Origin of the sequence: Fulvitalea axinellae (assembly GCF_036492835.1) — a bacterium.
In the GTDB taxonomy this organism is placed as follows: Bacteria; Bacteroidota; Bacteroidia; order Cytophagales; family Cyclobacteriaceae; genus Fulvitalea; species Fulvitalea axinellae.
Genome location: NZ_AP025314.1, coordinates 4700468 through 4724716 on the forward strand (window position 1 = coordinate 4700468; position 24249 = coordinate 4724716).

Annotated in this window: 25 protein-coding genes, 2 tRNA genes and 1 riboswitch; of the genes, 14 read left to right on the top strand and 13 right to left on the bottom strand. The window is 47.3% G+C overall.

The window, feature by feature from the left end; genetic code table 11:
* Window positions 1-34: 34 nt before the first annotated feature.
* Window positions 35-1621, bottom strand: a complete 1587-nt coding sequence (gene nadB / locus AABK39_RS18375; protein WP_338392767.1) for an L-aspartate oxidase — start codon at window positions 1619-1621, stop codon at window positions 35-37.
* A 212-nt stretch (window positions 1622-1833) separates the two neighbouring features.
* On the opposite strand from nadB, the gene AABK39_RS18380 reads away from it, so the two are divergent.
* On the top strand, window positions 1834-2028 hold the full coding sequence (locus AABK39_RS18380) for a YwbE family protein (protein ID WP_338392768.1): 195 nt from the start codon (window positions 1834-1836) through the stop codon (window positions 2026-2028).
* Between the two features lie 36 nt (window positions 2029-2064).
* On the opposite strand, the gene AABK39_RS18385 is transcribed toward AABK39_RS18380, so the two are convergent.
* From AABK39_RS18385 to AABK39_RS18410, 6 genes are all read right to left on the bottom strand, one after another.
* Window positions 2065-2138: transfer RNA gene (locus AABK39_RS18385), tRNA-Arg, on the bottom strand.
* 29 nt (window positions 2139-2167) lie between these two features.
* A tRNA-Arg gene (locus tag AABK39_RS18390) sits at window positions 2168-2241 on the bottom strand.
* Between the two features lie 286 nt (window positions 2242-2527).
* On the bottom strand, window positions 2528-2881 hold the full coding sequence (gene rplS, locus AABK39_RS18395; protein ID WP_338392769.1) for a 50S ribosomal protein L19: 354 nt from the start codon (window positions 2879-2881) through the stop codon (window positions 2528-2530).
* A gap of 104 nt (window positions 2882-2985) precedes the next feature.
* Complete coding sequence (gene trmD, locus AABK39_RS18400) at window positions 2986-3663, bottom strand: tRNA (guanosine(37)-N1)-methyltransferase TrmD (protein ID WP_338392770.1); 678 nt, start codon at window positions 3661-3663, stop codon at window positions 2986-2988.
* A gap of 17 nt (window positions 3664-3680) precedes the next feature.
* Window positions 3681-4214, bottom strand: a complete 534-nt coding sequence (gene rimM, locus AABK39_RS18405) for a ribosome maturation factor RimM (RefSeq protein WP_338392771.1) — start codon at window positions 4212-4214, stop codon at window positions 3681-3683.
* Between the two features lie 23 nt (window positions 4215-4237).
* A complete protein-coding gene (locus AABK39_RS18410; RefSeq protein WP_338392772.1) occupies window positions 4238-4780 on the bottom strand; it encodes a 30S ribosomal protein S16 in 543 nt (180 codons plus the stop codon).
* Window positions 4781-5039: 259 nt separating this feature from the next.
* On the opposite strand from AABK39_RS18410, the gene AABK39_RS18415 reads away from it, so the two are divergent.
* From AABK39_RS18415 to AABK39_RS18425, 3 genes are all read left to right on the top strand, one after another.
* Window positions 5040-5327: a putative quinol monooxygenase gene (locus tag AABK39_RS18415; protein WP_338392773.1), complete on the top strand. Its 288-nt coding sequence runs from the start codon at window positions 5040-5042 to the stop codon at window positions 5325-5327.
* A 212-nt stretch (window positions 5328-5539) separates the two neighbouring features.
* Complete coding sequence (locus AABK39_RS18420; RefSeq protein WP_338392774.1) at window positions 5540-6277, top strand: GNAT family N-acetyltransferase; 738 nt, start codon at window positions 5540-5542, stop codon at window positions 6275-6277.
* 233 nt (window positions 6278-6510) lie between these two features.
* The gene (locus AABK39_RS18425) at window positions 6511-7782 is read left to right on the top strand and encodes a serine hydroxymethyltransferase (RefSeq protein ID WP_338392775.1); all 1272 of its coding nucleotides are present in this window, start codon (window positions 6511-6513) and stop codon (window positions 7780-7782) included.
* A 116-nt stretch (window positions 7783-7898) separates the two neighbouring features.
* Here the strand turns inward: AABK39_RS18425 and AABK39_RS18430 are convergent, their stop codons facing one another.
* Entirely contained in the window at window positions 7899-8729 is an 831-nt protein-coding gene (locus AABK39_RS18430; protein WP_338392776.1) for a helix-turn-helix domain-containing protein, read from the bottom strand.
* A gap of 451 nt (window positions 8730-9180) precedes the next feature.
* Here AABK39_RS18430 and AABK39_RS18435 point away from each other — a divergent pair, with 451 nt between their 5' ends.
* Entirely contained in the window at window positions 9181-9819 is a 639-nt protein-coding gene (locus AABK39_RS18435; RefSeq protein WP_338392777.1) for a MarC family protein, read from the top strand.
* A gap of 210 nt (window positions 9820-10029) precedes the next feature.
* Here the strand turns inward: AABK39_RS18435 and AABK39_RS18440 are convergent, their stop codons facing one another.
* The gene (locus AABK39_RS18440; RefSeq protein WP_338392778.1) at window positions 10030-11361 is read right to left on the bottom strand and encodes a YihY/virulence factor BrkB family protein; all 1332 of its coding nucleotides are present in this window, start codon (window positions 11359-11361) and stop codon (window positions 10030-10032) included.
* Between the two features lie 104 nt (window positions 11362-11465).
* Between AABK39_RS18440 and ispF the strand changes: the two genes are divergently transcribed.
* From ispF to AABK39_RS18455, 3 genes are all read left to right on the top strand, one after another.
* Window positions 11466-11945, top strand: a complete 480-nt coding sequence (gene ispF, locus AABK39_RS18445) for a 2-C-methyl-D-erythritol 2,4-cyclodiphosphate synthase (RefSeq protein ID WP_338392779.1) — start codon at window positions 11466-11468, stop codon at window positions 11943-11945.
* A gap of 292 nt (window positions 11946-12237) precedes the next feature.
* Complete coding sequence (locus AABK39_RS18450; protein WP_338392780.1) at window positions 12238-13560, top strand: dihydrolipoamide acetyltransferase family protein; 1323 nt, start codon at window positions 12238-12240, stop codon at window positions 13558-13560.
* Window positions 13561-13676: 116 nt separating this feature from the next.
* On the top strand, window positions 13677-14225 hold the full coding sequence (locus tag AABK39_RS18455) for a YfiT family bacillithiol transferase (RefSeq protein ID WP_338392781.1): 549 nt from the start codon (window positions 13677-13679) through the stop codon (window positions 14223-14225).
* Between the two features lie 81 nt (window positions 14226-14306).
* Here the strand turns inward: AABK39_RS18455 and AABK39_RS18460 are convergent, their stop codons facing one another.
* Window positions 14307-15020, bottom strand: coding sequence for a cupin domain-containing protein (locus tag AABK39_RS18460; protein ID WP_338392782.1), 714 nt, complete (start codon window positions 15018-15020; stop codon window positions 14307-14309).
* Window positions 15021-15338: 318 nt separating this feature from the next.
* Between AABK39_RS18460 and AABK39_RS18465 the strand changes: the two genes are divergently transcribed.
* The 3 genes from AABK39_RS18465 to AABK39_RS18475 are packed head-to-tail and all read left to right on the top strand — an operon-like array spanning window position 15339 to window position 16867.
* On the top strand, window positions 15339-15728 hold the full coding sequence (locus AABK39_RS18465; protein WP_338392783.1) for a phage holin family protein: 390 nt from the start codon (window positions 15339-15341) through the stop codon (window positions 15726-15728).
* Window positions 15700-16107: a hypothetical protein gene (locus tag AABK39_RS18470; RefSeq protein WP_338392784.1), complete on the top strand. Its 408-nt coding sequence runs from the start codon at window positions 15700-15702 to the stop codon at window positions 16105-16107. Before AABK39_RS18465 ends, AABK39_RS18470 begins: the two co-directional genes overlap by 29 nt.
* Entirely contained in the window at window positions 16055-16867 is an 813-nt protein-coding gene (locus AABK39_RS18475) for a phosphoglycerol geranylgeranyltransferase (protein ID WP_338392785.1), read from the top strand. The genes AABK39_RS18470 and AABK39_RS18475 overlap by 53 nt, the downstream gene beginning before the upstream one ends.
* Here the strand turns inward: AABK39_RS18475 and AABK39_RS18480 are convergent.
* Window positions 16850-17773 carry a helix-turn-helix domain-containing protein gene (locus tag AABK39_RS18480; protein WP_338392786.1) on the bottom strand — a complete coding sequence of 308 codons (924 nt, stop codon included), beginning with the start codon at window positions 17771-17773 and terminating at the stop codon, window positions 16850-16852. The genes AABK39_RS18475 and AABK39_RS18480 overlap by 18 nt on opposite strands.
* Before the next feature lie 834 nt (window positions 17774-18607).
* On the opposite strand from AABK39_RS18480, the gene AABK39_RS18485 reads away from it, so the two are divergent.
* Entirely contained in the window at window positions 18608-18883 is a 276-nt protein-coding gene (locus tag AABK39_RS18485) for a DUF493 family protein (protein WP_338392787.1), read from the top strand.
* Window positions 18884-18960: 77 nt separating this feature from the next.
* On the opposite strand, the gene hemA is transcribed toward AABK39_RS18485, so the two are convergent.
* Window positions 18961-20256, bottom strand: a complete 1296-nt coding sequence (gene hemA, locus AABK39_RS18490) for a glutamyl-tRNA reductase (RefSeq protein ID WP_338392788.1) — start codon at window positions 20254-20256, stop codon at window positions 18961-18963.
* Between the two features lie 165 nt (window positions 20257-20421).
* Entirely contained in the window at window positions 20422-21057 is a 636-nt protein-coding gene (locus tag AABK39_RS18495; RefSeq protein WP_338392789.1) for a metal-dependent hydrolase, read from the bottom strand.
* A gap of 269 nt (window positions 21058-21326) precedes the next feature.
* Window positions 21327-21425, top strand: a riboswitch (SAM riboswitch).
* A gap of 298 nt (window positions 21426-21723) precedes the next feature.
* Between AABK39_RS18495 and AABK39_RS18500 the strand changes: the two genes are divergently transcribed.
* Both AABK39_RS18500 and AABK39_RS18505 read left to right on the top strand, forming a co-directional pair.
* On the top strand, window positions 21724-23052 hold the full coding sequence (locus AABK39_RS18500) for an O-acetylhomoserine aminocarboxypropyltransferase/cysteine synthase family protein (RefSeq protein WP_338392790.1): 1329 nt from the start codon (window positions 21724-21726) through the stop codon (window positions 23050-23052).
* Between the two features lie 72 nt (window positions 23053-23124).
* Window positions 23125-24201, top strand: a complete 1077-nt coding sequence (locus tag AABK39_RS18505) for a homoserine O-acetyltransferase family protein (RefSeq protein WP_338392791.1) — start codon at window positions 23125-23127, stop codon at window positions 24199-24201.
* Window positions 24202-24249 lie beyond the last annotated feature (48 nt).

Genomic DNA, 24249 nt, shown 5'->3' on the forward strand with positions numbered 1-24249 from the left:
TTTGCGGTTTCTAAAAGTCTCGTTTTGAGCTTATTTAATGTATAATCGTGTCCCTAAGATACTCGTCTCGGGTTTCCGGATGGTCCGTCATATAGTGCAATCCCCGGCTCTCATTTCTTCTTAACGCTGAATTGATAATCAAATAAGCGATCGCCGTAGCGTTTCTCAACTCAATAAGCTCAGACGATACCTTCGTACGCTTGTAATAATCCTCAACTTCCTCATAAAGCACCCTCATGCGTCGCAATGCGCGCTGAAGTTGCGCTTTAGATCTCACGATCCCGACATAATCCCACATATAACCGCGCAACTGACGAAGGTTATGCCTTACGAGTGTCCATTCTTCCTCGTTCGCCAACCCTTTATCATCCCAATCCGGGATTATAATATGGGAGAAATCCCGATTGCGCTTATTAATCACTTTCTGGGCCGCTCTGTGGCTAAAAACTAAAGCTTCCAGCAGACTGTTGCTCGCTAGCCTGTTGGCCCCGTGTACACCCGTATGCGCCGCTTCTCCGGTCACATAAAGGTTCTGCATAGAGGTTAAACCATTAAGGTTCGTCATAACGCCTCCGCACACATAATGTGCTGCCGGAACTACAGGGATGTATTCTTTCTCAATATCGATTCTGAGCGCATCCTGACAGTGTTTATGGATATTCGGGAAACGCTTCGCTATTCCGTCAAGGTGTGTCATATCCAGAAACACGCAATCGTCGCCCAAACGCTTCAATTCTGAATCGATGGCCCGGGCTACGATATCGCGCGGAGCAAGCTCTTTGCGCTCATCGTATTTCTCCATAAAACGCTCGCCCTTGCTATTGCGCAAAATTCCGCCGTGGCCACGCAAGGCTTCCGAGATCAGAAACGTCCGCCCGCCCGGGTGGTAAAGCGAAGTGGGGTGGAACTGGATAAACTCCATATTGGCGATCCTCACCCCCGCACGGTACGCCATCGCAATGCCGTCACCCGTGGCGATATCGGGATTTGTGCTGTGCAGATATACCCTAGTGGCTCCACCAGAAGCCAGAAGCGTAAAGTCAGATTTGAATGTTAAGACTTTGCCCGTTTCCTTGTCCAGAACATAAGCTCCGAAACAGATATTGAAATCCGCAGCCAGATTGCCGAGTACGTGATGCTCTGTGACCAAATCCACACCAATATGATGCTCGTATACCGTAATGTTTGGATGTTGCCTCACAGCCTCCCACAGCGCTCTCTGGATCTCCGCTCCCGTCAGGTCCGCCGCGTGTAGGATTCGGTGCCTAGAATGTCCGCCTTCCTTGGCCAAAGAATAGTCTCCCTTATCGGTTTTGGAGAAATTGGTTCCGATTGCGATCAGTTCCCGAATCCGTTCCGGACCTTCTTTCACCAAAATATCCACAGCATCCTCATGACAGAGTCCAGCGCCGGCTATCAGCGTATCTCTCGTATGCAATTCGAAATCATCGTCTGGGTTGGTGACCGCGGCCACGCCCCCTTGGGCATATTTGGTATTGCTCTCATTGGCGGCGTCCTTCGTCACAATATTCACCTTTCCGTGATCGGCCACTTTCAAAGCGAAGGTGAGCCCGGCCACGCCACTGCCAACTACCAGGAAGTCTGATTTGATCGCATTCATATCGGTTATATCTGTATGGAAAAGGCTTTGGAAACCTCTTTTGTCTTTCCGGGATTTTCTAAAAAACCGAAAATCCTCACAAATCTGTTACACAATCACATGATTACGGCAAAGTTAAGAAGGTTCTCGAAAAATGCCTGAAAAATATGCTTCAGCGCCCCAAGCTTCTATTTCAGCGCCGTCGACATTATCTTTCGGAAAAATACAGAACTATGGACGGAAAGAAAAGGTCAAACATCAAGCCCGGGCTCAGGGTGAATATTGTCTTGAAACAAGACCAAAGAACGGGAAAGCTGACGGAAGGTATAGTCAAGGATCTGCTTACCAAGTCCGGTACGCACCCTCACGGTATCAAGGTAAGATTGGAAAGCGGGGAAGTGGGCCGGGTGAAGGAAATATTGGATTAAAACAAACAAAGCCCTTCGTTTTACGAAAGGGCTTTGTGATTCCGGAAGGACTCGAACCTTCAACCTACTGCTTAGAAGGCAGTTGCTCTATCCGGTTGAGCTACGGAACCGGCTTAAACTTTTTGGATGATAATCTATGTGATTCCGGAAGGACTCGAACCTTCAACCTACTGCTTAGAAGGCAGTTGCTCTATCCGGTTGAGCTACGGAACCATCCTTTGTTTTTCGCTAAGCGGGTGCAAAAGTAGTCATATCATCATCTAAAGCAAAGTTTTCAGTGATTATTTTATCAAAAAACCGCTACCAGACTACTTTAAAGCTATTTTTCACCTGAAAATCACTAAAAAATATTTCAGTGATCAACCATGGCAAAAACTCTTTTCCGAAGGTTGAAAACGAGGAAAAACCTGTTCCGTTTCCCGAACTGGGACCTTCGGCGGAAATCGTAGAAAACAAAAAAGCCGGCCACAGAGCCGGCTTTTTATGTATGTCGTAAGAATTATTTCTTCTCTCTGATACGGGCAGCTTTTCCTTGCCTTCCGCGGAGGTAGAACAAACGAGCTCTTCTAACTTTACCTTTTCTAAGAACTTCGATTTTGGCGATGTTCGGAGAAAGGACTGGGAAGATACGCTCGATGGCAACACCGTTAGAAACTTTACGTACAGTGAAAGTCTCTCCGTTCGAACCTTCGTTTCTTCTCTGAAGAACGGTTCCTTGGTACTGCTGGATACGCTCCTTGTTACCTTCTTTAATTTTAAAGTGAACGTTAACCGTATCACCGGCTTTGAACTCAGGCAAAGAGGCTCTGTGTTCGTCGTTCTCTGATTCGATGAATCTGATCAGATCGCTCATTTTCTTGCTGATTTTCGCCCCAACTCGTGAGACAATATACTACAATCGTTTTTACTCAATTTTCACTCCAGCATCACTGCCGGAAACCGCGACGGGCGCGGACCTTAATCACCCAACATTTCGGGGCGACGTTCCTTGGTTCGTTTCACGGCTTGTTCAAAACGCCACTTTTCGATATTCGCCGCATGCCCTGACAGCAACACGTCCGGAACCTTCCAGCCTTCGTATTCGGCTGGTCTGGAATAAACCGGAGGAGCCACAAGCCCGTCCTGAAACGAGTCTGTAAGCGCCGAAGTCTCGTCTGAAATAGCTCCGGGAAGAAGCCTCACCAAGGCGTCGGTTACTACCGCCGCGCCCAGTTCGCCTCCGGAAAGCACATAATCGCCCAAGCTTATTTCCCTGGTGATGAAGTGTTCCCGAACCCGCTCGTCCACACCTTTGTAATGACCGCAGAGTATGATGAGGTCTCCCTTCATCGCCAACTCGTTGGCTATCGGTTGTGAAAAGCGTTCCCCGTCAGGACTCATGTAAATGACCTCGGCGTAATCGCGCTCGCTTTTCAGCTTGCGAATACAGTCGGCTATCGGCTGCACTTGCAGGACCATGCCCGCACCGCCACCGAAGGCGTAGTCATCCACTTTTCTGTGCTTGTTTTTGGTATAGTCGCGCAAGTTATGCACCACTATTTCCACCAAGCCTTTGTCCCTTGCCCTTTTTACGATCGAATGATCAAAAGGACCTTGAAGCAATTCCGGAAGAACCGTTATAATATCGATTCTCATATAATAGCGTTCCTCACTTAATCCTCTCCCAAGTACACGTCGAGCAAACCTTCCGGCAAATCGACCTGCACCTCTTTTTTCGCCTTGTCCGCTCTGATAACGATGTCTTTGTCCATCGGGATGAGAATTTCCACCCCTTTGTACTCCATCTCCATCAGAGTTTGCGGCCCGCCGTCCAAGATTTGGTTTACAGTTCCAAGTTGGCCTTCCGTTTTGTCCACTACGCTGAAGCCGATAACCTCATGGTAGTAAAACTGCCCGTCTTCCAATTCTGGCAGACAGGTAAGCGGAAGAAACAATTCGGAGCCCTGTAGCCCGTCGGCTTGTTCCGGCGTATCAACGCCCTCGAACTTCGCCACCATCTTTTTGCCGGGCTTCGGCCTAAGGCTTTCTATAAAATACGGAACCAACTGATTTCCGATCCGCAAGAAGAGCGAATCCATCTCGTCGTATTCCGCGGGATTATCCACGTCAAGGGTAATCGTCACCTCTCCATGCAAGCCATGCCTTTTTTCAATGTAACCTAATTGATAACACTCTTCTTGTCGCATGACCTTACACTACTTTAAGGTGATTACTCAGCTGACTCCTCAGCTGGAGCTTCGTCTTCGCCTTCTTCTTCAGCAGGAGCGTTAGCGGCGGCCTCGGCGGCTGCGGCTTCTTCTTCCCTCTTCTTGATAGCGGCAAGACGGTCAGCGTTAACTTTAGCCTCAGCGTCAAGTTTCGCTTTAGCCTCAGCGTCAGCTGCTTTAGCCAAAGAAGCCTCTTTTCCTTCGATCTTAGCCTCTTTGTTAGACAACCACTCCGCGAAACGGGCATCAGCCTGCTCCTGAGTGATAGCGCCTTTGGCTACGCCGATCTGCAGGTGTTTCTTGAGCATTACACCGCGGTATGACAACAGCGTACGAGCTGTATCTGTAGGCTGAGCGCCTTTCATAACCCAGTCGAAAGCTTTGTCAACGTTGATGTCAACGGTTGCAGGGTTGGTGTTAGGGTTGTAGATACCCAACTTCTCGATGAATTTACCGTCACGGGGTGATCTTGAGTCCGCTACGATTACATCGTAAATAGCCAACTTCTTGCGTCCACGACGCGCCAATCTGATTTTTACTGCCATTATTTAACATTTTAGTCGAGGGAACCCGTCCCTCTGTCCTACAACTGTAAAGATTCGCAAAGGTAAGGCTTTTGCGAGCAACCAAACAACATTTTAATCTTATTATAATCAAGGCATTACGAAAAAGTTGCCGAAAAGCTTGCTATCCCGTCCATTACGATGGCTTTACCATTAAACCGGACATGTGGCCGGATCTCCGATAAAAGCTTATATTCGTCTTTCTTGAATCTCATATTTTTTAAAAATTAAAACCAAACGTATGAAAGCGTTGACACTGGTGGCCAAAATCACCGCCAAAACCGGCAAAACAGAAGAAGCTAAGAAGACTTTGGAAGGACTCGTGGAACCTACGAGGGCCGAAAAAGGATGCGAATGCTATGACCTTCACGAATCTCTGGAAGAAGAAGGCGTTTTCCTTTTCTTCGAGACTTGGTCCACTACCGAAGACTGGGAAAGACACATGGAAAGCGAGCACCTCAAAGCCTTTTTCGCTAAAAAAGAGGAACTGATCGAGAGCGTGGAAATCTCCAAATGGTCAAAAATCTAAGGGGTTTCGATACCAAAACCCGGGAAATAACATTTGTTGTTTTCCGGGTTTTCCCGAAAAACATCCTGCGCTACAAGCTTTTTCACCTTTTCCGATTATCCCACCCCCTTTTTGAACCTAATTATTTTTTTGTAAAAATATTTCGACCCAAGTGAAGGTGATTTTGGACTCCAATCTGTAATTTTGGACGGTTACAATTCAAGCCCGCCGTCATGACAACCGTGAGAAACTTGTATGGCATCGACCACGATTCGCTGGTAGATTGCTTCCTGAAGGCATTCGACGGGTATTTTGTGAAAATGCCAACCGACCCCGGCTACTATAAAGAACGCTGGCGAAAAGCCAATGTCCGCCTGGAAACGTCTTACGGTTTATTCGATGGAAACCGACTCGTGGGCTTTTCACTGCACGGAACAGGCGGAAAACCGGGCGATTTGACAGCTTATAACGTAGGCTCCGGAGTATTGCCGGAATATCGCGGCAAAGGCGCTTTGCGGAAAATCTATTCCCACGCCGTATCCGATTTGCGAAAGCAAGGTTGCTCCCGGATTATTCTGGAAGTGATACAGGAAAATACTGCCGCGCTGAAATCTTATGAGAAAACGGGATTCTCCATCAGCAAGGAATTGCTTTGTTTTTCAGGGAAAATAAGCCTTCCCCAAGATTCCGACATTATTATAAAGGAGTATTCCGATAGCGAAATCGGCTGGGACTCGCTTCCGAATCAGAAGTTTCTAGCTTGGAATTTTGGTTCGGACACTATTAAAAGAGGCGGGTATCGATATTTTCAGATTTTTGCGGACGACCAAGCCCGCGCCTATTTATCATTAATAAAGAACTCAACGATCTCGCTCAATTTGATTTGCTGGACCAAAAGCCGGAAAGCTGGCCTTTGCTGTTCCAAGGCATTTCGAAAGTGGCGCAAGGAAGCCTTAGGGCCATTAATATAGATTCTCGCCTAAATGAGAAAATCGAGTGGATCCAAAAAGCCGGATTTAGCAATACGGTGAACCAATTTGAAATGAGGCTCGACATCAAGTCGGCGGATTTCAGCGAAAAAGAAGAACAAATTTTAATTGAATAAGGCGAAAGACCGCCCGGAACCCATAATTTCCGGCCGGCCACTGGCGCCGCACAGACCAAAAAGGGTGGGTTGAACCAACCGATAACTCCACATCAAACCATGCAAAGAGACACGCAAGTATTTGAACTGATCTCTCAAGAGGCCCGCAGACAGGAAGAAGGAATCGAACTGATCGCCTCGGAAAATTTCACTTCGAAACAAGTGATGGAGGCCCAAGGAAGCGTTTTGACGAACAAATACGCTGAAGGGCTCCCGAACAAGCGTTATTACGGCGGTTGCCAGGTTGTAGACCAAGTAGAGCAAATCGCCATCGACCGCGTCAAGGAACTCTTCGGCGCGACTTGGGCCAACGTACAGCCGCACTCTGGCGCGCAGGCCAACGCCTCGGTTATGCTCGGCGTTCTTGAGGCCGGCGACAAGATCCTCGGCTTTGACCTTTCGCACGGCGGACACCTTACGCACGGATCCACCGTAAACTTCTCCGGAAAACTCTACGAACCGCATTTCTACGGCGTGGAAAAAGAGACCGGACTTATCGACTGGGAAAAAGTTGCCGAAAAAGCCCGCGAGGTAAAGCCTAAGCTCATCATCTGTGGCGCCTCGGCCTACAGCCGCGACTGGGACTACAAACGTCTCCGCGAAGCGGCCGACGAAGTTGGAGCCCTGTTGTTGGCCGACATCTCGCACCCCGCCGGACTGATCGCCAAAGGTTTGCTTAACGACCCGTTGGAGCATTGCCACATCGTGACAACCACTACGCACAAAACCCTTCGCGGACCACGCGGCGGTTTGATCATGTTGCGCCACGACATCGAAAACCCGATGGGCTACAAGACTCCAAAAGGAGTAATCAAGAAACTTTCGCAGGTTTTGGACGGCGCGGTATTCCCGGGCACCCAAGGCGGTCCTTTGGAACACGTTATCGCCGGTAAAGCCATCGCCTTCGGCGAAGCTTTGACTGACGAGTACGCCGAATACGCCAAGCAAGTCCGCGCCAATGCGCAGGCTATGGCCAAGGCTTTCGTCGCTAAAGGTTACGACATCATCTCTGGCGGAACGGACAACCACATGATGCTGATCGACCTTCGTTCGAAAGGCCTCACCGGTAAACTCGCCGAGAACACGTTGGTAAAAGCCGACATCACCATCAACAAAAACATGGTGCCGTTTGACGATAAGTCGCCTTTCGTTACTTCAGGTATGCGTGTAGGTACGGCCGCCGTCACCACACGTGGTATGAAGGAAGCCGATATGGCCACAATCGTTGATTTGATCGACAAAGTGTTGATGAATAACGAAGACGAAGCCGTAATCGAAGAGACAAGAAAAGAGGTTAACGCCCTTATGAAGGATTTCCCTTTGTACGACTAAGCTCTTGCACATAATTAAACAAAACAGGCTGTCCCATTAATTCGAGACAGCCTGTTTTGTTTACGTTTATTATTGACTAAGCACTCACAGCACCGTACCAATTCGCCATAGGCCTTTTATTTTGTCAAAAAACCTTTGCGATAAGCGGTAGGAGTCAACACCTCGTACCCCTTGAAGAATTTACCGAAATGAGATGTATCGCTGAATCCCAGACTTGAGGCGATGTCCGATACGTGCATGTCCGAATAAAGCAACATCCACTTTGACTCGGTCAACAAACGCTGGCGAATTGCCTCGCTGGCTGTCATCCCCAAACCTTTCTGGCTAATCTCGTTCAAGTATTGGGGCGTGATTCCCAACATCACCGCATATTCCCGCACTTTCTGGTAATCCAAGAAGCGTTCGCCTATCAATCCCTGAAAACGACGGACAAGATTCAACGCCGGAGGTCCCGTTTGCTCTTCCCGTTTAACTTTATCCAGAAGACCACAAACCCGGAAAACCAAAGCCCAAAACAGGTGACGGGCACAAGAAACTGAACCAAAGTCAATTAACGAAAACTCTTTTTCAAGCTCGGCCAACAGTCCGTCAAGCTCACCCCAAGTATCGGCTTCCAACACAACGTGCCGAAGCTCCAAAATACGGCCAAGAGCCGTTTCATGCTCTTCGCCTTCTTGCGAAACCCAATCATCGGATACAGTCAGCTCCACGCCACGCCCGCTTCCGGTAAACTCCCAATCCAAAGCCTCTCCGGGCTTTAGCCAGTAGACGCCCGGCGCTGACAATAGCTTGCGATTTCCTTCCTCATAGTAGAAACCGTCCGCCTGTTCCAAAAAAATTATCTTATGGTAATCGGTAGCTCTCGAGACCTCTTTCCCAACCTCATATTCCACTCGTCGCAAACTGAACGCTTGGTCTACCGCAGTATCTTCCGTAATGCTCAACATTGCCTGATTTTCTTTAATTTTTTATGATAGCAATATCGCACTACCCCTTCATTCAAAAACCCCTCGCTCTTTTGCCTTTCACCTCGTTATGTCCGAAAACATATTACAAATCAACTTCATTACCTTTCTCAACTTGTTCAAAATAGTCGAAAATGGGTGTCAATAATACAAAAAACAACACTCGAACAACAAAACACAGTTTCTGACCGATGGCCTTAAACTTTTGAGAGATGAAACAGCGAGGGCCTTTATTGAAAACTACTTGATACCTTAACACAAGCGCTACATCGCACTCAAAAACTCCCAAACTACCCTCAATCGTTAACAAAACCACCCAATGAAGAAAATTATAAACACCACCGCTTATTTATTCCGAAACACCTATCGGGAAACGGCCATACGGCACGGATTATGAAACCTAGGAAACGTTACGAACCAGAAATAACCGAACATGAGTGATTATATCACTTTCGCGATAGGCTTACTTTCCATTACAAACCCTATCGGCAGTACAGCGATTTTCGCCAGCCTAACCAACGAGAGGACTCAAACAGAACGAAACTGCATAGCCCGAACGGCTGGACTGGCAATCTTTTGCCTCTTGCTTCTGTCCGTCTGGACTGGCTCCGGAGTCCTCCAACTTTTCAACATCAACATACACGCATTCGAAGTGGCCGGCGGTATCATCTTAGGAATTATGGGCGTAGATATGCTCCATACCCGAACCAGCTCCGTCCAACATACCGAACACGAAAACGACGAAGCCTCTGGCCGTGAGGATATCGCTATTGTCCCCGTATCCATACCACTAACCGTAGGCCCCGCCGCCATCACGTCCATAATCGTCTCCAGCCACAAAATGCCGACTCTGCTGGAAAAAGGCGTTATGAGCATAGCCTGCCTAGGAGTGGCAGTTATAATTTGGCTCTGTCTCCGGTTTTCGGGACATATCTACAAATTCCTCGGAAAAACAGGCATGAACATAATCGTAAGGATAATGGGAATACTACTTACCTCGATCGCTGTGGAAATGGTGATCAAAGGAGTCCTTTTTCTAATGCCCGGCTTAGGGCCCGAAGCCCAACACTAGCCACTTATCCACACGACTTATCCACACTGTGGAAAATAAATCCACAGAATGTCTATAACTATTTAATCACCAAGCTCAAATTCGGAGGTTTTGCTTTAAAAAAACGCGAAAATGACCCGTGAAAATTTCTATTGAGGAAAATTCCGCCACAATTGTGTATAACTTATCCACATGAAAGAAACTTATCCACCAAAGCTGTGGATAAACTGTTTACAATTCGTGCAACAACTTATTACGATCACTTTCTCTGAACAGCTCATTCAACCCGTCCATATATTCCCTCACCGTTACGATATCTTTACCCTTCGGGAAATCCACCGTTATTTTGCCGTAATCGTCCATTTTTTCCAAAGCGTAAGCGAGTGTGATTTTGTTTGGATCCAAAGCCGGCTGATAAGCGGGAGCTTCCGCATAATTGACTTTCACCACCGACAGCAAACCCGAACTCACCAGAGAACCCAACGAACGCTGGACGTACAGCAAAGGCAATTGCAGTTTCCTACTAATATCCGAAGCGGTCGGGGCCTTTCCATCTTCCATAAAGCGTAAAACGACAAAACGGCAAACAGCCACGAACATAACGTGCCTGTCCCTGACACTAAGCTTCAGGTCTCCTTTGGAAAAAGTAAACAAACGTACATGCTGAATAGCGTAAGCCAGTTCCGCCCCAAAAAGTATCACACTCCAACTCAACTGCAACCAAAGGAGAAATAATGGCAAAGCGGCAAAACTGCCGTAAATAGCGTTATATCGGGCCACTCCGATCTGGAAAGCAATCAACCCCCACTGCAACAGATGAAAAGCGGTTCCGGTCACGGCGCCAGATATAAAAGCGGCCCTGATACTCACCTTCGTATACGGCATTATATAAAACAGCATCGTAAACGCTATCCACAAAAGCCCCACAGATGTGAGTTTCAAAGACTTATATATAAGAGGTTGCGCAAAACGCAACAACTCGTATTTTGACGCCACATTCTCAACCTCGCCACTTATATATACGGTCATACTCCCCGCTATTATCACCAGAAGAGGAGTCGATATCAAAATCGTCAAATAATCAGTAAGCTTTCGGTTCAAAGGTCTGGACACTCTCAGATCCCAGATATCGTTGACTGCCTCCTCAATATTAAACAACAGGCTCATTGTAGAATAAAGAAGAACGACAATACCAACCACAGCCAACGGCCCCCCTTTCGTATTTTTCAACATACTTCGAGCAAATTCCAACGCCTGTTTGGCAACCTGCTCGTGCCCCTCAAGTCCGCTAAGAATCTCGCGTTCAAGCACCTGATCATAACCGAAGCCTTTCGCTATCGCGAAAGCCAAGGCCAGAACCGGCACCACCGACAGCAGAGTATAATACGTAAGGCCCGAAGCCTGCAACATGCATCGGTCTTCGAAAAAGCCCTTCACCGCCAGCCAAACAATCCTCAAAACTCGTAACCCAATCAGCATTGGACGGGATAACCCGCTGAATTTCGAAACCCAAATGTCTTTGGTGAAAAACTTTTCTATTTCGGAAAAATTAATTTTCTTCATCGCCGTCAAAAAAGGTGGAACAAAATCGCTGTCATATCTCCAAAAATCATGTTGGAATGACTTTGACACAAAAATAAGCATTAGAAATACCAAAAAATAGTGTTATGAAAATCAGAGTCGGCTTCGGTTATGACGTGCACCAATTAAAAGAAGGTGAAGAATTTTGGCTCGGCGGAATCAAATTGGAACACACCAAGGGCGCCGTTGGCCACTCAGACGCCGATGTGCTGATCCACGTAATCTGCGATGCCCTTCTGGGCGCGGCCAACATGCGGGACATCGGATACCATTTCGCCGATACCGACCCGAAATTCAAAGGTATAGACAGCAAGATTCTACTGAAAGACGTCGTTGCGCTGATCAGGGAAAAAGGCTACGAAATCGGCAACATCGACTCTACCGTTTGCCTTCAGCTTCCGAAAGTAAATCCGCACATATCAGAAATGAAAAAGTGCTTGGCCGAAGTAATGGGAATCGACACCGATGACGTGTCCATCAAAGCCACCACAACCGAAAAACTGGGCTTTGTAGGTAGGCAAGAAGGCGTATCGGCTTACGCCACCGTTTTGATCCAGAAATTCTGATTCCCAGTATTTTGTGAATTCAAAACATTATTTCGCTTTTTGAATATTCTCCGAATATTTATCTAGAACAAAGCGAAAAACAATTGTGTATCATAATGAAATTATGCAATACAACCCCATTTTCATCAAGGTTGTATTCGCCAAAAAACGAAATGGCACCGGTATCTGGCCGGGCCTTTTTTGCCGGTTAGACCGAAATTTGTTATTTTTTTGAATGTTTTGCCCGAGCACACAATTTTCCAAGGGCAGATCTTGTTTAGATTATCACACCAAGCTATAAAACGCTTTCGATATGGCAATCATAGAAATGTTGATGCCCAGTTTGGGCGAGAGTGTGTTCGAAGCCACCGTTTTGGGCTGGCTAAAGAACGAAGGAGACCCGATCTCTGAAGACGAGTCAGCACTCGAAGTGGCGACAGACAAGGTGGACACCGAAGTCCCTTCCGTCCACGAAGGCGTAATCCACAAGATTCTCGTAAAAGAGGGCGAAGTGGCGAAAGTCGGCCAGGCTCTCGCCCTGATTGAAATTGAGGGAGAAGGTGAGGAACCGACTGAAGCTCCGGCTACAGCCGAGACCGAAACTGAGACCGCTCCGCAAGCACCTCAGACAGAGACTCAAAGCCCTAGCGCACCGACAGCAACCGGAGAAACCGCTTCTGGAGACAACCGTTTCTATTCGCCATTGGTCCGCACTATCGCTAAAACCGAGAATATCTCGAGCGAAGAACTTGCGAACATTCCTGGCTCAGGACGTGACAACAGAGTTACAAAAGCCGATATTCTCGCTTATCTGGAAAACAGAACTGCGGGAGCCACAACACAGGAGGTAGCGAAACCGGCGACAAACGTCTCGAACGGACAAACTCCGCAACCGACTTTTACTCCGGCACCTGTCAGCGTAAGTGGCGACGACGAAATCATCGAGATGGACCGCATGCGCAAGATGATCGCCGAACGCATGGTAGCTTCCAAACATACCGCTCCTCACGTAACTTCATTCGTAGAAGCGGACGTTACGGGAATCGTAAACTGGCGGAACAAGGTGAAAAACACGTTTGCGCAAAAGCATGGTGAGAAAATCACGTTTATGCCGATTTTCATCGAAGCCATAGCCAAAGCACTGAACGACTTCCCGATGATGAACGTGTCCGTAGACGGAGACAACATTATCAGGCGCAAGGACATCAACATCGGCATAGCCGTGGCTTTGCCTTCCGGCAACTTAATCGTTCCCGTAATCCGCAACGCAGACAGGCTCAACCTCACCGGCCTAACCAAAGCTATCAACGATTTGGCCGTTAGGGCACGCGAAAACAAACTTCGTCCCGACGAACTTTCCGGCGGAACTTATACGGTCAGCAACATCGGTTCGTTCGGCAATATTTCCGGCACGCCTATCATTATGCAACCGCAGGTGGGGATTCTGGCTCTGGGAGCGATCGTGAAAAAGCCCGCAGTGATCGAGACTCCTGACGGAGACATGATCGGAATCCGCCAAAAGATGATTCTTTCGCATTCCTACGACCACCGAGTGGTGGACGGAGCCTTGGGCGGAATGTTCGTAAAAAGGGTAGGCGAATACCTTGAGGCTTTTGACACTCAGTTGAGCGTTTAGAAGAGTCTAAAAAATTAGACTAATGAAATAACAGAAAGCCGGCAAAACATCTTGATTTGCCGGCATTTTTTTATTCTGATACACTTTTAGAATCGAACTCAAAACCAGAACCACAAATGGAACATTTACGCTTTCCGATCGGACACTTTCACGCCCCGGAAATGATCATTCCCAGCGATATCGAACAGTGGATTGAAGACATCGAAAAATTCCCGATGCTCTTGACCGAGGAGCTTATCGGTCTTAGCCAGGAACAACTCGAATGGAGTTACAGACCCGACGGTTGGAGTATTCGTCAGCTAACCCACCACTGTGCCGACAGTCATATGAATTCGTTCATTCGCTTCAAACTGGCCCTGACGGAAGACAAACCCGTCATAAAACCCTATGAAGAAGCTCTTTGGGCCAAGCTTCCCGACAACGAATCGGATGTGACAGAATCACTTTTTATCCTCAAAGGCCTGCATGCCCGATGGGTACAGCTTCTGAAAAACCTCAGCTACAAAGACCTTGACAGAGAATTCGTACATCCGGAAAACGGTCAAACGGTAAGCGTAGCCGAAAACATCGGAATATACGCTTGGCACGGTAAGCACCACCTCGAGCATATCCGCCTTGCCAAAGGCTTTAAAGGGGACATGGCCAAGGCTCTGGAAATTTTATAAAACAGAAAAAACATCAAACAAAAAGAGACCGTCACGCATTTGCGACGGTCTCTTTTTATCTTGAAAAAGCCTTACAGCTTTTTAGCTAAGCACGTTATTGAAAACAACATTAGGGTTCGTAAACTTCAAACCGTCGTTATCGTGGTAAGAAGCGTACTCCGAAACGATCGCTCCTTGCGGACCTGCCATCATGAAGTGCTTCGCCTCAAGACGGTTCAGGGTAGCCATTTCCCCACGCTTCACTTCCACACAGTGACGAGCGGTGATATGAGGTTGCTGACTTTCCGGCAACTTAACTTTCAAGTCTTTGGTCTCCTCGTCATCGCTGAACGTGTAGATTGAGCCGTGACGCACCTGCCAAGTTTCCATTTTCGCCTTGGCGATTTTGGTAGGCAAATGGCAGTGCTCGACAATCATCTGTCCTGGCAAAAGGTAGATTTCATGAGCGAAATAGTTATGCTCCAAGCTGTTATGCCAGAAAACACCGCACATACCAGCGTTGGCGAAATCGCCCAAGCTGAAGTCACTGATAAACATGTTCTCTCTCAAAAATTTGTCTACAGGATAATTGTAGAACTCCATCATCTCGAGATAGGCATCCAACGTTTTCTTAGCGGAAAGCTTTCCATTCTCGTAGAAATGGTCATTTCCGTATGTAGGAAGCGTAGCGGGCTTTGCTGGTGTCAACACCTCCGCTTTTACGGTTTCCTGTTTCTTTTCCGGCGCACAAGCTACGCCCGACAGCACGCCGGCAGTGCCCAATGCGGCCGTTTTTAAGATGTCTCTCCTTTTCATGGCGAAAAACAAAAGTTCTGGGTTGAAAAAATGGACTGGAATACAGTCCGAATTAGAATTAGACCAGACACAACATTCAAGCGCACAGGCTATTCTGTCGGTAACTGAACTCTTCCAAATTAATAAAAAATCAAAAGAATAAATACCAAACGGGCAGTAATTGTGTATTATTTGAAACGGCGTTTCATATTTTTGATCACTCTGAAAAATATGCGCTCATATGCGGCACGAAAATTAAGCCCTTTTCTTTGCGTAATCCGTTCTTTTCGGATAGTTTTCCGCACAGTAATACAATCGAAGGAAAAGCGACAAGGAACAATGAAGGAAAAGATAGCCAAATGGCTCAGGCTTGAGGAATTAGCGGAAAACCTTATCGGCTATGCGGAGGCGCGCATCGAACTCACCAAAGTCAGAATGCAGGAACAGGCCTGCAAGCTTGTCGCCAATTTTGCGGTCACTCTGATTATCGCCCTGGCGTTTACTTTTTTTGCGGGCTTGGCCAGTTTTACCACAGGGCTCTTCCTCGGACAGTTACTCGACAATACCGCTCTCGGTTTTTTTATCCTCAGCGTTATTTCCGCTTTAATTGTCGCCGTTTTGTATTATTATAGAAAATCACTGATCCAAAGTACCATGGACAAGGTGTTTGAAGTGATGAACGAAAAAGAAGAGGACCAAAATGACAACAAGGACAAAACCGCTGAATAAATTCAGGCTTAAAGAGGCCGAACTCGAATCCAACGCTACGGCTTTCAGGCTGGCGCTCAACAAAGGGGTTGAGGACGTAGGCCAAAAAGCCGGAAACATCGGAAGGCACGCCCTTATTATAGGTGGCGTTTTGGGATTAGGTTACAGTTTATTCAAGCTCCTGTCGTCGGGAAATTCTGATGAAGAAAATCCGGAAGATAGCAACTCGCAAGTCCCCGTAGCCAAACACAGCATCACGAGCCAACTGGCCGCCGCAGTGCTTAACCAAATAGCTCTTTTTCTTCTGGCCATCGCCAAGCAAAAACTAATGAGCGTCTTGATGGACGATGACCAAGACAACACTATCGACATCGCAACGGAAGAAGCCGATGAACAGTAAGAGTAAATTTGAGGAGTGGAAAGCCCGAATATCAGAAGGGAAGAAATCTTTTGCCGTACTTATTGATCCCGACAAAATCGGGAATGAACAAGAGGCGATAACCATCGCCAAGCACTGCGATGCCAATAGTGTGGATTGGATCTTTGTCGGCGGAAGCCTCCTGACCAGAAACAACACCAAAAAAGTAGTTGAGAGCATAAAAGCCACCACAGACATTCCCGTAGTCCTTTTTCCTGGCGACGCCACACAAGTTTGCCCGTCAGCGGATATATTGCTTTTTCTCTCTTTAGTCTCTGGCCGAAATCCGGAATACCTGATCGGTCAGCACATCAAAGCCGCGCCGATAATCAAAGAAACCGAACTTGAGGTTTGGCCTACGGCCTATATATTGGTGGAATCTGGGAAAAAGACCTCCGTATCTTATATCAGCAATACGGAACCGATACCTTCCGACAAGCCTGAAATAGCGTCCTGCACGGCCTTGGCTTCCGAAATGTTGGGCATGAAGTGCGTTTACCTCGAAGCTGGAAGCGGAGCCGAACACCCCGTACCCGAAGAGATGATCCGAAGAGTGCGCAAAGACATGACATTACCGTTAATTGTGGGAGGCGGAATACGCTCGGCCGAAAAAGCCCAACAAGCCTTGATTGCCGGTGCGGATATGATCGTGATAGGAAACGCCATAGAAAAAAACCCCGGCCTGATGACCGAGGTTTCTGAATGTATTTTAAAGATGAATCGCTTAGATGTTCATCAGTGATTCTCTTCTTCTCATCTTACCCGCAGGGATACCGAACATCATCTTGAATCGACGGCAGAAGTAAGCGGTATCCTTGTACCCCACCTCTTTTCCGATTTCGCGGATACTCTTCTTGGTAGTTCTCAACAGGTTTACAGCCTTCTCCATACGCTGGTACTCGATGTAATCTTGAGGGTTGATACCCGTCAACATCTTGAAATACTGACCAACATAATCCTCAGACACGTTCGCAACGTTTGCCAAGATCTTGTTTGAAAGATCACCCGACAGGTTCTCTTTGATATAAGAGAAGATATCGATAAGTCTTGGATCCTTGAAGTATGTGCTGTTCGTAGCCAATTGCTCCACGAAGAGCCTGTTCTTGATGATGTAACGAACAACCTCAACCACAAGGTATTCGGTGTTGATCTTCACTACACGCTCGCTACCGGCCAATTCCGATACGTTTTCCTTGAGCATCGTACGCATAATCTGGGTAATGCGGTCCGATTTCTCGATAATGAAAGGAGGGATATCAAGCGAGTTGAAGAAGTTTACCGAATCAAAAACCTTAGCTTCGAAAGTAATGTAGCTGTAGTTTTCAGAAACCGTATCCTCAAGTTCCGAATAGTGGAAGCTCTTGAAATAGTCACCTTTACGAGTAATGAAATCGTCGTTTGTCAGCGAATCGCCTTTTCCTTGACCATAGTGGATCGGCATCATGCGTCCACCAGGCACAAAAAGGATTTGACCTTCTTTCACCTTCTCATTATTCTCACCAAAACGAATCTCGCCTTTGTTTAGAATAATGATCGTGTTATCGACATCGTAGAAATTCGAAATCGACAAAGGTTGCAATATTTTGATGTTCTTGGCCTTCTTGAACTTTACGCCTAACGACTCGATGATCTTATTATAATCTTCCATATCCGTTAGCTTGGTTTTAGGTATTTAACTCTTCTATTATATGAGCCGCAATCCAGGTCCTAGCAAGTAAGGTTGAACTTGAAATTGCCCCAATGGCGGCGTATTGCAATAGTGCAAATTTAATGTTTTGATTCTTTTCAAGTAAGATTGCAAGACTTTTTTTTATCCCAAATCCACAGAATGAACCCACTAATTTCACTTTTGTTTTTACAAGGTCAAAAAAATATACGTTTTAATACATTTCTAGTTGCTCTTCTCATTATAAAATACTCGAAAAAAAAGCCGGTAGGGGTGTAAATTCGCTTTTCGGATAACCAGCTCAAATCACGCTTCAACTCAGCCACTTGTATCCAACAAGGATATCCGAACCCCTTCAGCAGTTATATCTGAGGGCTTTATATTCCCAAAATCCTTCTAATGTTCTAGAGTGAAAAAATACGAGAACTGCGGTATATGGATTAAATCACATTTATATCCTATCTATTGCCTTTTTGATAGGTCCCGAATAAACAATCGAATCGGTATTGATCCGCAAACCATACATGTAAGATCCGCAACCTATTTACTTTTTTTATCGACAACTAATTCTGTTGTAAAGACAATCTATACATCTATTACTTTTTTTCGCTCTCTAAAAACCATTTTTACCAATTTGAAATTTATCAGGATATTAGCGGGCACAAAGTCTTTCCGTTTTGTCTTTTACCAAGCCTCATACTCCCCTAAATCAGGTTAACCGAGAAAAATAGTTGAAAGTTTGATACAAAAGGCGGTTCTTTGCGGCGCCAATCCATAGGTGGCACGAGATCAGAAAAGCTTAAATTACAGGAATATATGAGTACCGACCACGAAGAACAGATAGCGAGGTTCAAAGAAAAACTCGAAGCCCAACACAAATTCCCAGGGCCGTATTTATTCAAATTCATTGTTCCCTCCGCAAAAATCGCCGAACTGAAAGGCAAGGTATTAAAAGGGGTTTCGTGGATTGAGAAACCTTCCAGAAACGGGCGCTTCGTTTCGCTTACCGCCAAGGTTAGGGTAAAATCAAGCGACGAAGTGATTCAGGTTTACCAAAAAGCTAAAGAAGTTGAGGGGTTGATGTCTCTCTAAAAACAAGCGGTTTTAACAACGAAAAAGGGCTTCCACTGCAGTGAAAGCCCTTTTTCGTTTGTTCTGGAAAGATTCGGTTAGCCGTTTGCGGCCATTTCTTCTTGTCCTTGTCGGGCAACGTCTTTTTCCAAATCAAACAAATCGTTAAGTGCGCCTATCAAGGTTGCGGCATCGTCGCGTTTACAGGCCGCTTTGAGCTGCAATACCGGCAACTTGATGATTTTCTGAATCATCGCCTTTGTCGCCTTATCTATGAGAGCGGCTTCTTTGTCGCTTGCGTTTTTCTTGAAACGGGCAACGGACTCTTCCCGAATTTCCTCCAAGGTCTGTTTCATCCGTTGGATGGTAGGGGAGAAGGTCATGTTTCTCGACCACTCGTTGAAATCCGCAATGGACTCTTCAATTATGGCTTCCACGGCGGGAATAGCCTCAATTCTTTTTTGCTGGGCTTTTCCAGCCTGGGCCGCCAACGTATCGATATCGTACAGCGTTGCGCCGGGAACTTGTTCCACTTCCGGCTCAATACTACGCGGTACGGAAAGGTCAATAAAGTGTTTGTAGCCTGGAATATCCATCTCAGCCACAAAGCTTTGCGTGATAAAAGGCTCGTCACGGGCCACCGAGCAGATGATAATGTCGCAACTCTTGATCGCGTTTTCAACATCGGTGAAATCCCAGGTCTCAAAACCGCACTCTTGAGCCAGCGCCTCGGCTTTGGAATAGGTCCGGTTGGTTACGTAAACCGTTCCGTTTACGGCGCCTGTCAGGTTACGGCAAACATCCGTTCCGATTTCCCCGATACCGAGCACCAAGATCTTGGGTTGTATAAACTGCGTGGCATGCCGTTCAGCCATTTCCGAAGCAACGTAGGCCACGGAGGCTCCGCCGTCACGGAAAGCTGTTTCCAGCGTCACTCTTTTATTAGTATAGAAAACGGCGTGTAATAAGCGGTGCACCAACGGTCCGGAGCATCCCTCGTCCGCAGACCACTGGTAAGCTCTTTTCACTTGGTTCGAAATCTGGATATCGCCAACCACTTTTGCTTCCAGCCCCATCGCTACGCGAAAAAGGTATCTTAAAGCTTCCTGATGATCGGTGATCGACCAAAAATGCGAAGAATATTCCCTTCCGTGGCCCAAGGCTTTTACGCAACACAGCAACTGCACTAGCTCTTCCTTCAGGTCAGAGTCTGAGCAATAGTAGATTTCCGTCCTGTTGCAGGTAGAGATGGCAAACACCTCGCTCACGCCCAAATGCTCTTTGGCGAAGCCCACAAAACGTCTGCATCCGGCCTCGTCCAAGGCCACTTTTTCCCTGATTTCAATGGGCGCTTTTTTGAAAGAAAGCCCCACCACTTTAAAGTTATTGAACATACGCGCTCCTATTCCTTCTCCAAAAATAGCTGTTTAAAAGGAGAATAAGGGTATCCGACTCCTGTACCGCCAGTAATTTAGACGCTGTCCAAATAATCAGCCAGAATTCGATTAAACCTAGACTACCAACCACTTACGAAGAATGGTCTTAAAACAGGCTTTCCCCTACCAAATAGACAAGTACAATATCGCCGCCAGAATGTACATAAGGAGATACCCCGAAAAGCGCTTCTTCTCGAAGAACTTCAAGGCCGTTCCCAAAGACCTTTTCATGCGGACTATACTGTATGACTCGTCAAGCAATAAATGAACGACGTAACCGACTAAAAATGATGCGCATGACAGTAAAATAAAGTCCTTATTCATTCTCGACAAGCTTAACTCCTTTCTGTATTCGTTCAAAAACAGGATCAGGTTGCCTACCATACCGGAAATTACCAAGCCGGCCGGCACCGAATGGAACAGTCCCCGGTGCGTAGTGATTTTGCTGAAAACAGGGCGTATCAGATAGCGGCTGACAGCCCAGGACCCGAATACCAAAGTCATCACTTGGTAATATTCCAATCGCTTAAAAAGTATGGCCGAGCACAAGACCCCGATAAGAATGCCCATATAATGGAAAAATTTCCGGGTGATAACCGCCCGATTCGCATCAATATCCGGCATCAGACTTCCGATATAACAGGTCAAGCCCAAAATCACTCCTTCAGGCGGTTTGGTCTTTGTCAGCTCGATCGAGGCCACCGTAACCGCCACGCCCGCACATATCCCCGCTATAGAATGGCCTGTGAATCCCGGCATATCCGCTATAAATTTTGGTTGAAAACAATACCACTAAAAAATGATTAGCGAATTTATGCTTAATAATTTTTTTCGCAAAGTAATGTCCAGCAAACCGGAAAAATTAGCTCTAACAGGAATTATGACACCATATTTAGCCTTATCTCTTGCAAATGTCGATAGGGCTTGAAATTATAATTTTGAAAAAAATCGAGCGAATCTTTTGTCATATCTCAATTATTACCCACTTTTGTTTCCACAAACGTATCAGTTACAGTTCAGCTGTCACTGGTTTATACAGAAGAGCGGAGAGACAGGCTCGATGAAGCTCTAGCAACCTGGCCCCAGCTAAGGTGCTAATTCCTGACCTGAACAAGGAAATATAAATTAGTCATGGTCATGAAAACTAAGAAGAACTTACCTACTCAACAAACAACGCCAACCCAAGGCGTGGTAACTGTTACGCAAATCATCAATACTCCTTCCCAGTATATGCGAATGCGCTGTTTGCGCGTATCGTAAACCTCTACCCCGACATTTATACGTCGCCGGAAGTTTTGCCGGCCCTCGTGTATCCGCCTACATCTTTTTGTGGCGCATGTGGTACAAAACCACACCTGAAGTTACATTCCGAACATTCTGTTTGCGATTAATCAAAGAAACCTCCAATCCTAAAATACACTTCCCATGTCTACTCCTTTGAACTTCGAGACACTACAATTACACGCCGGCCAAGAACCAGATCCAACAACCGGATCACGCGCCGTGCCGATTTATCAAACCACGTCTTACGTTTTTAACAACGCCGAACACGGCGCCAATCTCTTCGCTCTGAAGGAGTTTGGAAACATCTATACTCGTCTGATGAATCCGACTACGGATGTTTTTGAAAAAAGAATTGCCGCTCTGGAAGGCGGAGTCGCCGCTTTGGCCACCGCATCCGGACAGGCCGCGCAGTTTATCGCCTTGAACAACATCGTAAACGCGGGTGACAACATCGTATCAAGCTGCTTCCTCTACGGTGGCACTTACAACCAATTCAAAGTGGCTTTCAAGCGTTTGGGCGTAGACGTTCGCTTCACTGAAGACAACGAAGCCGAAAGCTACGAAAAGCTTATCGACGCTGACACCAAGGCCATTTACCTCGAAACTATCGGCAACCCGGCTTTTGATGTTGCGGATTTCGAAGCTATCGCGGCGGTAGCCAAAAAGCACGACATTCCGTTGGTTGTGGACAACACCTTCGGCGCCGGCGGTTACTTGTTCCGCCCGTTGGAGCATGGCGCAAACATCGTTACGGCGTCGGCCACTAAGTGGATCGGCGGACACGGCACCAGCATCGGCGGCGTGATCATCGACGGCGGTAACTACAACTGGGGCAACGGAAAATTCCCGCAATTCTCCGAGCCTTCGGAAGGATACCACGGGCTGAACTTCTGGGAAGTTTTCGGCGCTGACGGGCCTTTCGGAAACATCGCTTTCATAATCCGCGCAAGGGTGGAAGGCCTCCGCGACTTCGGTCCGGCCATCAGCCCGTTCAACGCTTTCCAGCTTTTGCAGGGAATCGAAACGCTTTCGCTCCGCGTAGACCGCACGGTAAGCAACGCTTTGGAAATCGCCAAGTGGCTTGAGTCTCATGAGGCCGTAGCCAAGGTGAATTATCCGGGACTGGAATCGAGCCCGTCGCACGAAAACGCCAAGAAATACCTCAAGCGCGGTTTCGGCGGCGTACTTACCTTCGAACTTAAAGGCGACAAGGCCAAGGCCGAGGAATTCGTAAACTCATTGGAGCTGATTAGCCATTTGGCCAACGTGGGCGACGCGAAAACGCTGATCATCCACCCGGCTTCCACTACTCACCAGCAACTTACCGACGAGGAGCAACTCGCGGCCGGCGTAAAGCCAACCACTCTGCGCCTCTCGGTCGGCATCGAGCATATCGACGATATCAAAGCCGATATCGAAAAGGCTCTGGCCAAAACCACTGCTTCAGCAACCGCCGAAGCATCCTGTTGAAACTGAAATAACTGGTTCCCTTCCGGCGGTGGCGCCTCCGGAAGGAACCGTAGCATTATAATCCGGTAGGAGATGACAAAGCACCACACTTTTATATACGATCAGGAGTTTGAACTCGAAAGCGGGCAATCTTTGCCTGAGTTTCGCCTCCGCTACACTACTTTCGGCAAGCTTAACGAAGCCAAGGACAACATTATCTGGGTATGCCACGCCTTTACCGGCAGCTCGGATTTCACCGATTGGTGGAAGGGTATGTTTGGCCCGGGCATGCTTTACGATCCCGAAAGACACTTTGTCATCTGCGCCAACGCCATTGGCGGATGCTACGGTTCCACAGGTCCTCTTTCTGTAGATCCAAATAAAAGCAGACCATATTTCCACGATTTCCCGTCTGTCACAAACCGTGACATTATCAGGGCTTTCGACAAATTGCGTCAGCATTTGGGCTTCGAAAAGCTCCATACGCTGATCGGTTGCTCGATGGGCGGACAGCAGGCATTGGAATGGGCTGTTCTTAACCCGGGGCTTTCGGAACACTTGATCGTAATCGGTTCCAACGCGAAACACTCGCCTTGGGGTATTGCCTTCAACGAGTCGCAACGGATGGCTATTGAGCAAGACCCGACTTGGCAGCTCTACACCGCCCACGCCGGAATGGAAGGCATGAAGGTGGCGCGCTCCATCGCGCTGATTTCGTATAGGAATTACCAGACTTACGACAAGACGCAGTACGAAACCGATAATACTAAGACTGACGACTTCAAGGCGTCGTCTTACCAAAGATACCAGGGCTTAAAATTAGCCAACCGCTTCAACGCTTTCACGTACTGGACGCTTTCCAAAGCCATGGATTCGCAAAACGTGGGACGCGGACGCGACGGCGTGCTGGAAGCTTTGGCCACGGTCAAGGCCAAGGCGCTGTTTATAGGTATGAGTTCGGATTTGCTCTTCCCTATGCAGGAACAGCATTTTCTCACCAAGAATGTGCCCGGCGCCGTATTCGAGCCCATCCATTCCGACTTCGGCCACGACGGCTTCCTGTTGGAAACGGAGCAGCTCACCGATAAAATCAGGGCTTTCTATTGGAGAGGTCTCCGGGAAAACCGTCGTCGCAAGCCTGCCGAGAGGTTGGTGACGGTAGGTGTCTAAACTATCCGAAAAAGTTCAATTTAGGTTGATATCGCAGTTGTAAAGCCG